Origin of the sequence: Methylomonas sp. HYX-M1, from assembly GCF_040741385.1 — a bacterium.
Lineage (GTDB): Bacteria > Pseudomonadota > Gammaproteobacteria > Methylococcales > Methylomonadaceae > Methylomonas > Methylomonas rhizoryzae.
The window spans coordinates 4,439,424-4,453,099 of the sequence record NZ_CP160405.1 but is presented as its reverse complement, the minus strand read 5'-3'; the positions used below and the strand labels follow the sequence as shown (position 1 = coordinate 4,453,099).

Annotated in this window: 12 protein-coding genes and 1 pseudogene; 7 read left to right on the top strand and 6 right to left on the bottom strand. The window is 49.9% G+C overall.

The genetic code is table 11. The features are described 5' to 3' along the window. Positions 1–19 precede the first annotated feature (19 nt). Complete coding sequence (locus AB0A83_RS20015) at positions 20–544, bottom strand: hypothetical protein (RefSeq protein WP_367155031.1); 525 nt, start codon at positions 542–544, stop codon at positions 20–22. Between the two features lie 547 nt (positions 545–1,091). Here AB0A83_RS20015 and AB0A83_RS20010 point away from each other — a divergent pair. From AB0A83_RS20010 to AB0A83_RS20000, 3 genes are all read left to right on the top strand, one after another. After that, the gene (locus tag AB0A83_RS20010) at positions 1,092–1,472 is read left to right on the top strand and encodes a rhodanese-like domain-containing protein (RefSeq protein ID WP_150051554.1); all 381 of its coding nucleotides are present in this window, start codon (positions 1,092–1,094) and stop codon (positions 1,470–1,472) included. 206 nt (positions 1,473–1,678) lie between these two features. Further along, the gene (locus AB0A83_RS20005; RefSeq protein WP_150051551.1) at positions 1,679–2,080 is read left to right on the top strand and encodes an exosortase system-associated protein, TIGR04073 family; all 402 of its coding nucleotides are present in this window, start codon (positions 1,679–1,681) and stop codon (positions 2,078–2,080) included. A 36-nt stretch (positions 2,081–2,116) separates the two neighbouring features. Further along, positions 2,117–2,812, top strand: a complete 696-nt coding sequence (locus tag AB0A83_RS20000; RefSeq protein WP_150051549.1) for an OmpA family protein — start codon at positions 2,117–2,119, stop codon at positions 2,810–2,812. A gap of 175 nt (positions 2,813–2,987) precedes the next feature. Here the strand turns inward: AB0A83_RS20000 and AB0A83_RS19995 are convergent, their stop codons facing one another. Then, positions 2,988–4,043, bottom strand: a complete 1,056-nt coding sequence (locus AB0A83_RS19995; protein WP_190303200.1) for an acyltransferase — start codon at positions 4,041–4,043, stop codon at positions 2,988–2,990. A 206-nt stretch (positions 4,044–4,249) separates the two neighbouring features. On the opposite strand from AB0A83_RS19995, the pseudogene AB0A83_RS19990 reads away from it, so the two are divergent. Beyond that, positions 4,250–4,585, top strand: a pseudogene (locus AB0A83_RS19990) (transposase); the annotation flags it as partial. 151 nt (positions 4,586–4,736) lie between these two features. Here AB0A83_RS19990 and AB0A83_RS19985 read toward each other — a convergent pair. Then, complete coding sequence (locus tag AB0A83_RS19985) at positions 4,737–6,059, bottom strand: HD-GYP domain-containing protein (RefSeq protein WP_150051545.1); 1,323 nt, start codon at positions 6,057–6,059, stop codon at positions 4,737–4,739. 273 nt (positions 6,060–6,332) lie between these two features. Further along, positions 6,333–8,906, bottom strand: coding sequence for an ATP-dependent chaperone ClpB (gene clpB, locus AB0A83_RS19980; protein WP_150051543.1), 2,574 nt, complete (start codon positions 8,904–8,906; stop codon positions 6,333–6,335). Between the two features lie 405 nt (positions 8,907–9,311). Here clpB and AB0A83_RS19975 point away from each other — a divergent pair, with 405 nt between their 5' ends. The 3 genes from AB0A83_RS19975 (at position 9,312) to AB0A83_RS19965 (ending at position 10,958) form a co-directional block, all read left to right on the top strand. Next, a complete protein-coding gene (locus AB0A83_RS19975; RefSeq protein ID WP_150051541.1) occupies positions 9,312–9,515 on the top strand; it encodes a cold-shock protein in 204 nt (67 codons plus the stop codon). A gap of 140 nt (positions 9,516–9,655) precedes the next feature. Beyond that, on the top strand, positions 9,656–10,588 hold the full coding sequence (locus AB0A83_RS19970; protein ID WP_150051539.1) for a hypothetical protein: 933 nt from the start codon (positions 9,656–9,658) through the stop codon (positions 10,586–10,588). A gap of 115 nt (positions 10,589–10,703) precedes the next feature. Continuing rightward, complete coding sequence (locus tag AB0A83_RS19965; RefSeq protein ID WP_150051537.1) at positions 10,704–10,958, top strand: hypothetical protein; 255 nt, start codon at positions 10,704–10,706, stop codon at positions 10,956–10,958. On the opposite strand, the gene AB0A83_RS19960 is transcribed toward AB0A83_RS19965, so the two are convergent. Both AB0A83_RS19960 and pgi read right to left on the bottom strand, forming a co-directional pair. Beyond that, the gene (locus AB0A83_RS19960) at positions 10,955–11,740 is read right to left on the bottom strand and encodes a radical SAM protein (RefSeq protein WP_332095601.1); all 786 of its coding nucleotides are present in this window, start codon (positions 11,738–11,740) and stop codon (positions 10,955–10,957) included. The two genes, AB0A83_RS19965 and AB0A83_RS19960, sit on opposite strands and share 4 nt — an antisense overlap. Before the next feature lie 112 nt (positions 11,741–11,852). Further along, positions 11,853–13,493, bottom strand: coding sequence for a glucose-6-phosphate isomerase (gene pgi / locus AB0A83_RS19955; protein ID WP_150051535.1), 1,641 nt, complete (start codon positions 13,491–13,493; stop codon positions 11,853–11,855). Positions 13,494–13,676: the final 183 nt, after the last annotated feature.

Sequence of the window (13,676 nt, the reverse complement as noted above, 5' to 3'; positions counted from 1 at the left end):
AAAAGTAGCGGCACCCCAGCTATAAACATTGACTGACTGTCCCAGCGCCGCCGTATGAGATGGCTAGATCGGCTTGTTGCAACCAATCACGCTCTAACGAAATAGGCCGGGTATAAAGCCGGAAAGATGGTGTATTCTCTTGCCCGGATGTATTGGAACGAACCCCGGGTGCCACAACAATAGTTTCCGCAGGAAACGCCGACAATACGCGTAGTAACACGTCGAAACCCGGCATACTTGGGCGTAAATACGCGAAGATACGAGGTTTATCGGAAGATTGCCGCCGTACAGATTGACCGCCGCCGCTCGAAAATAGAGAGCCAATATAACACCCGCCGTCTCGTTCACCGTAATAGTCCAACTCGGGATAGGTCGCGAGCAATGTTTTCGCATGGCCGAATAGTTCGCCGAGACGATGTAGTTCAGGTCGCTTGAATGGCGTGATTATCGCGTTCATACGTTGCAACAATATCGCCTCGGAGCGGCGTAAACGACCGATGTCGACAGTCTCTCCCGCGCTCGGATGGAGGGTGATGGCGTGCAATCAGGCGGTAATTCGAAACCGGTACCGACCGCTACCGCCGGCAAATTGACCACATATGCCGCCAAAAGCGCCGTTGGCGCATGGTCAATCACTGCGATCTCGGAATTCGATAAGTGTATCAAGCTCAACCAACTTTTCACCAAGCCGCGTAAGCACATCAAGTCGGCATAACCTTGTGTTGCCCCTGATTTAATTGCGTACTTATAGACATCCCGTTATACACAACTTCTGCAGGTATACCACTGTCTGGCAGCGCTCCAACTATATTAGGCGCGAGTAGTTGCCAATGGTCAATTTTTCAGCCTAACGATCATGAAGTTTCGCAGTCGCCCCGGCAAATGAAAGTTGACGTTGTTATGTCGTTACTCTTTTGGAAGATTGTCGAGTGACTTTCAGAGCGAGGCTAGGATGTTTGCGAAAGCGCTGGCTCCTCTACGCATGCTGAGCATAATCGAGAATGCCTGGCCGTTCGAATGGCCGTGTGCAACAAAAAGCGTATAGTGTGGTCATTGCTTTTAAATAGATCGTATTGCTAAGGAGATCGACGATGCGTAACTACCTAATATCCCTATGCTGGCTGGCCGCGGTCAATACCGGCTGTAATTTCGTGCAGCCGGATTACGTGCAGATGTTGAGTCCGGCCGAGTTGAAACAAGTGCTGCAACAACAAGACGTAGTGTTGATCGACGTGCACGTTCCGGAACAAAAACACATTGCCGGTACCGACTTGGTGATTCCGTTCAACCGGGTCGAAGAGTATCAAGGCAAACTGCCGGCCGATAAAGACACGCCGATTTACCTCTATTGCGAAGGCGGCCCTATGGGCAATGCCGCAGCCAGAGTCTTGCACGACTTGGGATACAAGCGTTTATATAATCTGGACGGAGGCACCAAGGCATGGCGGCAAGCGGGATTCGGGCTGGAATAGTCCCATTCGTTCTATATCTGCACCAACCGCTTTACCGTGCTGCCGTTTTGTCGCTCTCGGTCGTTCGTAAAATAAGACGGTGCGATGTCCCTACCAATTTTCGGGTTACCGGATATGCTTTATTCCATCAATAGTCGGCGATTGCCGGCCTTGATTTCTGCACGCAGAGTTTGAGCGGCGTAAACCTCAGATAAAAGGAGTGTCCTATGAATAAGCATACTATTGTGGCAGTTTGTTGTGCGGCCGGCGCATTGAGCATTGCGCCGCCGGCGCACGCGGATAGTTACTGGAGCTGTTTCGCCAGTAAATTCAGTCAAGGTGTTGCCAATATGTCGACCGGTTTTTTCGAAATCCCCAAGAACATGATCAATTTCACCACGGATCAAAATTTGTTTGTCGGCATGACCTGGGGATTGCTACGCGGTACTGCGCATGGCGTGACGCGAACTTTGGTCGGCGGCGCCGAATTTTTGACCTCACCCATCCCCAGTGACGATTTCGCCTCGCCGGCTTACGTTTGGGACCGGTTTAGCGAGGATAGCCGATATTTCGGTTTGAATTTCCCCGGTTATTGGACCACTTACGGCCCGTTGGACGACGGCAAATAAGCCGTTGCGACCGTCAACCATTGCGAGGATACCACCATGGACAACAATAAAAACTCCCTAGCGCTGGCTGTTTTGGCTCTGGCGCTGTCCGCTTGCTCCGCGCCGCGTATGGACGGTACGGATTTGAAAGCGGAAATCGACGCCGCCAGAACCGGCCATTACGGGCAAGCGATGTTGCACGAAGAGCTCTCGGAAGAAAAACTGGCCGAGGCCAACAACGTGTTGCGGCATATAGAAAAAAATCATTATTGGAACATCGACGAGAAGGCGATGGCGCTGGATGCGGCCAAGCTGGCCGCTCAACACCGCTTGGAATCGGAAAAAGAGATGTGTTTATGGCTTACCGAAGTACACGGCAACAATCACCGTTTTTTGGACGCGACGCACGAAGTAGTGGCGTATTTCAAAACGGCGAGCGATGTGCCGTATAAAGTGCGTTACGAATCCATAGGCCGCGTCGGCCGCTGGCTGCAGGCGCATCCTGATGCGCGTGCGACCGTGACCGCCTCTACCGATACGGTCGGCAAGCCCGATTATAACGTAGCCTTGTCCCAGCGCAGGGTGCAAAACGTCGCCAAAATGTTGGTGGAACAAGGGGCAAACAGCGGCCAGCTAAGCTTGAAAGCGCTCGGTGAAGCCGACGGGCCGGACAATACCCCCAACCAGGAGCATAGGGTGGCTATCGTCCTGACCGGCCAGCCCGAGTATATGGATTGCCCGGCTATGCATTAATGTTATTTGCCTACCGGTTTACGGGAATCAAGGCTTGAGCGCCCTGTTCCCGTAAACCGTCATCCCTTTCGAACGGCGCATTACGCCATGCGTGCCGGGGCCGTAGGCAGGATTGAGCGAAGGCGATACCGGGCACAAATGTCGCCAATGCCGGGTTTCATGTTTTCGACCAAGCTTACGCTCCTGCAGGACTCTTCCACGTTCGCGATAACCATTGGGTAATCGGCTTCTCGATCACGAGGTACAGCATGTGTCCCGCCGTGATGGAGCAGATAAACGCCACGATAAAAAGAACCGCAGGGGCTAACCGCTCGTGAAGGTGTAGTGCCATCCACACCTTGCCCATGGCCGGCACGAGAAAAGGATGGACGAGGTAAAGGCTGTAGGAGCTGTCCCCAATGGCTGTGAATAACTTTGGGACCTTAATTCCGGCGTGTTCCAGTGAAAGGGCGCCTAACAGCAGGATACCTCCCGGTAGACCCCAGCATATAACGCGTGTCCATTTTCCCATGTTGACATCACTCGTCACGAAAATTGCCGTTATGCTGAGGATGATTGCGGCTGTGGCGAGGTAAGGCGGTAAGGAAAATCCTTTTACAAATAGGAAGGCAATTACCGTCCCCAGATAAAACTCAAACAGTATCGGATTGGTTGCCACCCCCGCCCATGTCGGCGGTGACCAACTTGATGCGCCGAAAATGATGCCCGTCATGAATAGGGTTCCCGAGATGATCAGAAAATACTTTCTAGGCAGGTTAAGAAGTATCGCGAACATCAGATAAAAATAGACCTCGAAGCACAAAGTCCATCCTGTTTGCATCACGGTACCGACATCTCCCTTGGAATTTTTAGATAGCAAGAATAGATAAGACGATATGACGTTTTGCCAGTTGAATTTGATTTCGGAAAACAGAGTGGGAGCAAACGCCAATAATAGGACAATTACGGTAGTGTAAAACCAGTAGATAGGAATAATCCGTATCGCTCTACGGCGGATAAAAGCTGCCGTAGCCTTCGGTTGGCGGAACGACCCATAGGTTGTGTAGATCATGATGAAGCCGCTTATTACGAAGAACAAATCGACGCCGCTTGCTCCAATCTCGGATACAGCAAACGAATATCCGCCGTTGTGTACCAGCATAAATAGAACGTGGTATACGACAACAGCGCTAGCAGCGAGTGCTCTTAGAGCCTGAACCGTAATAAGTGTCTTGGATGCACCTAAACTCATTCGAGACTCCCCTTTGCTTTCTGAAAATATTCTTCGCATTGTATAGGCTCGTGGCAGGAGATGATCGAATAGAATCCGTTTAGCGTAATAAGGGGGGCTTTCGGGTTGAATACAATGATAACCAACGAATTGGCATCAATTGCGGCTTCGCTTTTGTTTAACTCAGCCGGCGCGTAAACAGCATGGTGAAAAGTCCGTGTCGGAGAAAGTCATGACTAGGCAAAGCCTTGCATTATCTGTCGTCGCAATGGCCGAAGCTGATTCGCTTTGTCGAGAACGGCGCTTGGCCCATCGACAACAACCTCTGCAAAAACGCGATTCGTCCGTTTGTGGTCGGTCGCCGCAACCGGTTGTTCTGCGACACGGTGGCCGGTGCCCGGGCCAGCGCCAATCTCTACTCGCTGATTGAAACCTGCAAAGCCAACCGCATCGAACCCTATACCTATTTGGTGGAGCTGTTCCGTCAACTGCCTCTGGCAAAAACCGTAGCAGACTTCGAGGCATTGCTGCCTTGGCAACTCGTCGAGCAAAAAACCGCATAAACTGTTACAACTTCGTTCTGAAAATCAATGGCGTGGTTTAAAGGGCGCTTACAGAAAAACGACAATCCTCATGTCGAGCAAAACAACTCTAATATGAGGCAACGACTTTGACTCTTCGGTTATCTTTTTCTACGGGGGCAATACGATGTGTTTAAGCGGAATGGGCAAAGCCTTTTTGCAGAATGCCTTGCTGATAGTATTTGCTAATGTCAATATCGTGATCCTGGGCTTTGACTATGCCTTTAATGGTTAATACCTTGCCTAATTCGTCCAAGGGCATTTCCGCCAGATTAATGACTTGCTCCGCAACCGGTTGACCGAGCGGGTCTCGTAATAAAATAATTTTCGGCCTGAGTCTGACCGTCTCGTTCACTTCTACTACGATGGCGACGGCGCCGTTCGTCATCATCACGATACAGCCGGGAGGATAGACGCCTAGCGCCTCGATAAATTTAATCACCAAGCGTTCGTCCAATTGGGGGCCGCTCAAATTCGACAACACATTGGTGGCTTCCAGGTGGGTCCTGCCTTTTTGATAAACCCGGTCGCTAGTAATTGCGTCGTAAATATCGGCAATCGTGACGATGCGGGTAAACAACGGCAAGCCGGTGTGATTGATTTTGTTCGGATAACCTTGGCCGTTTAAGGTTTCGTGATGGGATAACGCGGTAGTGACTGCGCCCGGGAACATGCCGTGGCTGGATGCCAATAGTTCGCGGCCCAACGTGGTGTGAGAACGCATGATCGCTAATTCGTCCGGTTCCAACTTTCCGGGCTTGTTCAATATCTGCAGGGGAATCAGCATCTTGCCCATATCGTGCATCATGCCGCACAAACCCACATTGTTGAGATTCGCCACCGATAAGCCGATTTGCCTGCCTAATACAATCGACAGCACGCAAACATTCAAACTGTGTTGAGACGTGTATTCGTCGCGATTTTTTAGTTGACTTAGCCATAGGAAGGCGTCCGGAGAGTGCAATACGCTATTGACGCACTCCGCCACAGCCGCCTTGGCCAATTTGGCATCCACGCCTTCGCCGCGGGCGATGCGTTCCATAAAGTTAGACACCAACATACCCACTTCCTTATGCACCGACTCCGCGCGCCGGATTTCTTGGCTGAACTCTCCCAATTTCGGCGGAGGGTCGGAGATTTCGAAATCCGACTGTTCGCGATAGGGAGTGGGTGGCGGTGTTGGTTTGCTGGTTTTTGCGCGCTGCCGAGTCGTGTCTATGTATACATAGCTACATACTTCCTGAACCGCGCGGATGTCGTTCTCGGACGTCAATTCGAACCCTTGGAATTTAAAAGGGCTTTCCAACCAAGGGCGGTCCAATTCTATGATGTACATGCCGATAGCCAAGTGTGCTGTGGGCGTATAGACTCTCTCGGGTACGCTGTAAGTAACCGCGGAAGAATCGCGCGACGATGCTTTTTTCTTGCCGAAGGGCCACAGTTTCTTAAGGAGCATTAAAAACCCTAATCAAATAGTTAGCCCAAGCAATAGGCGGGTTAGCGAAAGTTCGGATACATGGCGTACGCTATCATTGTAAGCGGATCGATTGACGCATTCCAAGCAATAGGTAACGGCTTTGGACTGTCTTTTGCAAATTTGGGGGGGAGGGCCCGGGCAGGGCCGTGATTATTCCGGCTTAACTCGTTACAATGGCCGGGCGGCGCGGAATAGTTCGGTTGCTAAAGGCCGAAGAAAGGGGCGGTCCGTTTGCCGCCCCTCAAGGCGCAGTTATTTGCTAAACGTCAAGCCGTCTGTGGCTTTATCTACCCTGATGATATTTCCGGGCAGAAAATGGCCGGACAATATGGCGTTAGCTAGCGGATTTTCCAATTGCTTTTGGATGGCGCGTTTTAACGGTCTTGCGCCATAGACCGGATCGTAGCCGGCTTCGCCGAGCAAATCCAAGGCCGCTTCGCTAATATCCAGCCCCATGTCTTTTTCTTGCAGCCGCCGACGTAACAGTTCGATCTGAATTTCGCATATTGCTCGGATTTGCGCGTTGCCCAAAGGATGGAACACCACGGCCTCGTCGATGCGGTTGATAAACTCCGGGCGGAAGTGTTGGGCGACGATTTCCATCACCGATTCCTTCATCGTGGCATAGTTTTCCTCTCCCGAGAGCTCTTGTATGACATGGGAACCCAGGTTGGAAGTCATAACCACGACGGTATTCCTGAAGTCTACCGTGCGGCCTTGACCGTCGGTAAGGCGGCCATCGTCCAATACTTGCAACAAGACGTTGAATACGTCGGCATGAGCTTTCTCGATCTCGTCCAATAAGATGACCGAATACGGTTTGCGTCTGATTGCCTCGGTTAAATAGCCGCCTTCTTCGTACCCCACATACCCTGGAGGGGCGCCTATTAGTCTGGCAACTGAGTGTTTTTCCATGAATTCCGACATGTCTATCCTGATCATGGCTTCTTCGGTATCGAACATGAATGCGGCTAGGGCTTTGCAGAGCTCCGTTTTGCCGACGCCGGTCGGGCCTAAGAACAGAAATGAACCGTTAGGGCGGTTGGGATCGGCAAGACCTGCGCGCGAGCGGCGGATGGCGTTGCTGACGGCTTTTAATGCTTCCGTTTGTCCGACCACGCGCTTGCCGAGTTCGTCTTCCATGCGTAGCAGTTTTTCCCGTTCTCCCTCCATCATTTTCGAAACCGGTATACCGGTCCATTTCGAAACGACTTCGGCAATTTCTTCTTCGGTGACTTTGCTGCGTAGCAGCGTTTTATCCTGCATTTCCGCTTGCGAAGCCAGGTCCAGTTCTTTTTCCAATTTCGGGATTTCGCCGTATTGCAGTTCGGACATGCGGGTATAGTCCTGGCCGCGGCGCGCGGCTTCCAGTTCCAGCCGGGCGTGTTCCAAGCGTTCTTTGATGGTGGCCGTGCCTTGTAATGCGGCTTTTTCCGCTTTCCAGATTTCTTCTAAATCGGAATATTCTTTTTCCAGTTCACCGATGTCTTGTTCCAATATTTCCAAACGCTTTTTGGATGCCGCATCGTTTTCGTTCTTCAACGCTTCGCGCTCGATTTTCAACTGGATCAGTCGCCGGTCTAGCTTATCCATAGATTCCGGTTTGGAGTCCATTTCCATACGGATGCGGCTGGCAGCTTCGTCTATCAAATCTATCGCTTTGTCCGGCAGTTGCCGGTCGGAAATATAACGGTGGGACAGCGTAGCGGCGGCTACAATGGCCGGGTCGGTAATATCGACGCTGTGATGGATTTCGTAACGCTCCTTTAAGCCGCGTAAGATGGCGATGGTATCTTCGACATTGGGTTCGTCGACTAACACTTTTTGAAAGCGACGTTCCAGTGCGGCGTCTTTTTCGATGTATTGGCGGTATTCGTCCAGGGTGGTGGCGCCTACGCAATGCAGTTCGCCGCGGGCAAGAGCGGGTTTCAACATATTGCCGGCATCCATTGCGCCTTCCGCTTTACCGGCGCCGACCATGGTGTGCAACTCGTCGATGAACAAAATCACTTGGCCTTCCTGCTTGGCGATGTCGTTCAAAACGGCTTTCAGTCTTTCCTCGAACTCGCCGCGAAATTTAGCACCGGCGATCAGTGCCGCCATATCGAGCGACAGCAGTTGTTTGCCTTTTATGCCTTCCGGCACTTCGCCGTTGACGATGCGTTGCGCCAAGCCTTCGACGATGGCGGTTTTGCCGACGCCCGGTTCGCCGATCAGTACCGGGTTGTTTTTGGTGCGGCGTTGCAGCACTTGGATGGTGCGGCGAATTTCGTCGTCACGGCCGATAACCGGATCCAGTTTTCCTTGTTCCGCGCGCTCGGTCAGGTTGATGGTGTATTTTTTCAAGGCTTGGCGTTGGTCTTCGGCGTTAGCGTCGTTAACCGATTGTCCGCCGCGCATGTTCAGGATGGCTTGCTCGACGGCAGCCGCGACGACTCCGTGCCGTTTCAATACGTTTTGTAGGGTGCCGGCGGTTTCCAGAGAGGCAAGCAGAAAGAGTTCGCTGGATATGTAAGCGTCTTTGCGCTTTTGCGCGAGTTTATCGGTCAAATTTAGCGTGCGCGAAAGTTCGTTGGAAATCTGTACGTCTCCTCCGGCTCCGCTAACGTTGGCGAGACGGTCAATTTCTTTGTTTAAATCGGTTTTAAGGGCGTTGACCTGCACACCGATTTGTTGAAGCAAAGGCTTTATGCTGCCGCCTTCCTGATCCAGCAGGGCGAGCATGACGTGTAAAGGTTCGATGAATTGGTGGTCTTTGCCCAGCGCCAAACTTTGCGCATCGCCGAGTGCTTGTTGGAATTTGCTGGTGAGTTTGTCCATTCGCATGGTGAGGCCTCTTAGGATGAATAGTGTTGCCACCGATATAAGGCGTTACTTATATGTTTTCAAGAGGGATGCGGCCATGAAATGAAAGCCATTAACGACAAATTTCTCGGCAATGAGCGACGTTATCTCGACGTGTTTGTTGCGAATTGTGCTTGTTGTTTTTATTTTTAGATCGGGTCGCTCACTATTCCGTATTGCCGAAAATTGGCCGGTTGATTTCGGCCGGAAAGGCAGCCAACGCGCTGAAACCGTTGCCGCTACTGGGGCCGAGTAGCGTTGCCGAATAAATAACAGTACAATTAGTCGGCTCAGATAACGATGTTGAATGTCACCAAAGCCTATTCCGGCCGGCTATCAATGTTATTTTCTGCGCGGTGAACAGTATTAATCAGTAGGAGCTCTAAAATGGCAACAGGCACAGTCAAGTGGTTCAACAATACCAAAGGCTTCGGTTTTATCGAACCTTCGGAGGGCAACGAGGATGTTTTCGTCCATCACTCGGTAATTTTGGGCGATGGATTTAAAACGTTGTCTCCGGGACAAGCGGTAGAGTTTGACATTGAGACAGGACCTAAAGGTTTGACTGCGGCTAACGTACAGCCCAAATAAGGACTACTCACTCCGCGGAAAAGGCCCTCCGGTTTCGCGAGGGCCTTTTTTTTGCCCTTAACCCGGCTTTTAACATAGTTACTTATTTTGTTGCGGCGCTATAATCGAGCTTACCCTTCCTAACTACCCTCCCCGAAGCTATGGCGCGCGAATTTTCATCGTTACAAGACCTTGACGTCCCAGTGAAAGTATTGTTTACCGGCTATCTCTCCACCGTGGCGGTGGGGTATTTGGTTGCGTTGATTCAAATTTTATTCACTCACGGAATGGCGGACGGCAAGTTCGGATTGTCTATAGACGACATTGTTTACAGTTACTATGGAAACCGATCCGGGACCACATTGGAGATTAAATTAAACGGCTCTATGAAGGAAAACGCTTCGGAGCAAGAACGGTTTCAGATTATTCAGTGGGTTCGAGACGGCGCAGACCAAGATGATTACGTCGAATCAGGTGTTCAGAATATCATCAAAGAACGTTGCGTGATGTGCCATAACAAGGAAAGCGGCTTGCCCAATTTCGATGATTTTAAAGTATTGACCGAATTATCTCGGCAAGACGAAGGCGCGACCTTCGGTTCCTTGACGAGGGTGTCGCATATCCATTTGTTCGGGATTAGTTTTATTTTTATGTTCGTCGGATTGATTTTCAGTTTTGCCGAAACCAGCACCGTCAAATACAAGTCGATCGCAATCGGTATGCCTTATGTGTTTTTGCTGGTGGATATTTTGTCTTGGTGGTTAACCAAATTACATCCTATGTTTGCGATTCTGGTAATAATCGCCGGTGCAGGCATGGCTATTTCGTTTGCGTTTATGTGGACGGTTTCCGTGTTGGAAATGTGGATGTTTGAGAAGGTGTTTATCGATTCGCAAGGTCATCGTCGGCCGAATTGGAGCACTATCGTCGAAACTAGGTTGCAGCGCATAGGTTGCGATAGTGCATTGTCTATCAGCGGACGGCTGTGGTGTATGTGCAAATCGGGCTTAAGCGCTTTGTGGAGGCAGTGGTTGCAAGTGGGTTATCCTTACGTTAAAGAGCGATTTACCAAGGTGTTTGCCAAGAAAAATTAGCGCGTATTGTGATACTAAGGACAAATCGGTGGCGATGGGCTATGGAATTTAATTTATTGCCGCCGCTCTTAGGGTTAAGATAGAGTTCGGGTAGAGAAATCTCGCGGAGGCCGTCATGAACATCAATACATTTTCCAGCGTCACTAATTTGATTAGTACTACGCAGCAAAGAGCAAATGACGCCGCCAATACCATTGCTCGGCTGCCTGTCGATAAACAAGAAGTTGGAACCGCCGAACAATTCAGCTCAGGTGATTTATTTAAACCTGTTCTGAGTTTAAAAGAGGCGGAACTGGAAACCTCGGCGGCCGCAAAGGTAATTAAATCCCATGAAAAAACGGTAGGCAGTTTATTGGATATAAAAGTCTAACCATTAACGCTGACGTCGTACCCTAGTTTTTCGATGTCAGCAGCGAAGGCCTTTATTTCCAATTCGGATGCTTTGTCTAGCGATGGCGCCTCAGGCTGCAGTGAAGGGCGGGCAAGGCTATACAGCATAACGCCGCGAATGGAGATGTTTTGTCGTTGTAGTTCGGTTAGCAGCGAAAGATAAGCCGTTTTCTCATCATTGCTCCAAGCATCGCCGTAATGCAGCATGCAAGTTTGCAATTTTGTCGGGCAGTGTTCGCTGGCGATCTTCAAGTTATTAACGAGGTGTTTGCGACTTTGCCTGCTATTGTTGAGCAGGCGGCGTCCTTCTGTCGTGGCACTGTCCAGCTTAAACCAAATTTCTCCGTTATTTTGGGCCAAGCAAACTAGGCCTTGGCAAACGTTGGGTTTGTGCAGCAAGCTGCCGTTGGTAATCAATATGAATTTGCATGCGGGAAATATCTTCTTGTTTTTTGCTGTATGTGCAATTGTGCTGACCGCTTCGTGAAAATTAGTCAAACTGCTAGGTTCGCCATTCCCTGATAGTGCGATGTCTTTGATCTCCCGCGCTTCCGGCGGCACTTCGAAGCGCTCGTAGAACTCGCCGGAAATGATGTCATCTAATAAAAGCTCCAGTTCCGAGCGAAGTATTTCTATATCCAAGATGGGGGCTGAGCCGCGTTTCAGGTCGGGAACTTGGCAGTAAATGCAGCGCCAGTTGCATGCATTATTGGGGTTGAAGTTAATGCCTATCGAGAGTCCGCCGGAACGGCGGGAAATCACCGGATAAACATATGTCAATCCGGCGATTTGTCTATCGTGGTCGGCGGTACCGAGCGCTTTCTTTATCAAATTTTCCAGGATGATGCGTAAATCTAAAGAGGTAGAATCGGCGTCAAGAGTTTCGCAATTTTTTGTAAGCGTTGATTAGGCCGTTAGTCGAGCAATCGTGGCTGTGGATCGGTTCATCATGCTTTAATTCCGGCAAAATGGCTTTCGCTAAAACCTTGCCTAACTCTACGCCCATTTGATCAAAGGAATTGATATTCCAGATAACGCCCTGAACGAAAATTTTATGTTCGTAAAAGGCGATTAACATCCCGAGCGTTCTTGGCGTCAGTTTCTTAAATAGAAACGTATTTGATGGCCGATTGCCGTCAAATATCTTAGATACAATTAAAGCGTCGTCCAGATTGGGCTCGTGGCTTAAGTCTTTTCTAACCTCTTCTTCGGTTTTACCAAGCATTAGCGCTTCGGCTTGTGCCAAGAAATTTGCGATCAGGATGTCGTGGTGATCGGGCAGGTCATAATGGCTTTGCGCCGCCGCAAGGAAGTCGCTAGGTACTAACTTGGTTCCTTGGTGAATCAGCTGAAAGAAAGCGTGTTGCCCGTTGGTGCCCGGTTGGCCCCAAATGATGGGGCCTGTGTTGTAATCGACCTTTTCTCCGTTAATCGTGGCGCTCTTACCGTTGCTTTCCATGTCGCCTTGCTGGAAATAATCGGCGAAGAATTTTAACGATTGTGCGTAAGGCAAGATGGCATAGGTTTCAGCTTCGAAGAAGTTGTTATACCAAATGCCCAGTAACCCCATGATTACGGGAATGTTTTGCTCGAAAGGCGCATTGCGGAAATGTTCATCCGCTAAATGGGCGCCCATCAATAATTCTTCGAAATTGTCCATGCCGATATAGAGTGCTATGGACATACCTATAACGGACCAAAGCGAATAACGGCCGCCAACCCAGTCCCAAAACTCGAACATATTGTCCGGGTCTATACCGAATTCTTTCACCGCTGCTACGTTGGTCGAGATGGCGATGAAGTGCTTGGCAATGTGCGCAGAGTCTTTGGCAGTATTTAAAAACCAATTCCGCGCCGAGCGCGCATTGGTCATGGTTTCCTGTGTGGTGAAGGTTTTTGACGAAATGAGAAATAGCGTGGTCTCAGGGTTTAACTGTTTCAACGTTTCGACAATGTCGGTTTGATCGACGTTGGAGACAAAATGCGCTTTTAAAGATTCTTTACCGTAGGGTGTGAGGGCGGTATCGACCATTTTCGGGCCTAAATCCGATCCGCCGATGCCGATATTGACAATATCGGTTATGGGTTTTCCCGTGTAGCCGGTCCAAGCGCCCGAACGTACTTTTTCGGTAAATTCCCGCATTTTTTCCAGTACTTTATTGATTTCCGGCATGACGTCTTTGCCGCGGAAATAGACAGGGTCGTTGCCCCTATTGCGCAACGCCGTATGCAGTACAGCACGTTTTTCCGTAGTGTTAATAATCGAGCCCGAAAACATCGCTTCGGTTTTCTCATGCAATTCTGCTCGATTAGCCAGATTGATTAACAGCGGAATCGTCTCCTCTGTGATGAGGTTTTTAGAAAAATCGAATAGCAAATCGTTAAATTCAATCGAAAACTTTTCGAATCGGTGCGGGTCTTTGGAGAACGCCTCTTTCATGCAAAATTTGCCGGCAACTTCTTGGTGATGTTGCTTGACGGCGTTCCATTCGGCGGACTTGATCAGACTGGACATATGTTTTGAGTGCCTTGAGCCTAGTGACAGTTCAGAAAACCGGAGAGTTGTTGCTGTGTAGCGGAAAGGATAACCTACATATTATAAGGATTGTGTTGTGGTGTTGACAAAAAAATACATGGGCTAGCGAATACCTTGCTGATGATGAGTATTGCCTTTATTTGCCTAGGGCGATGTGCTAGA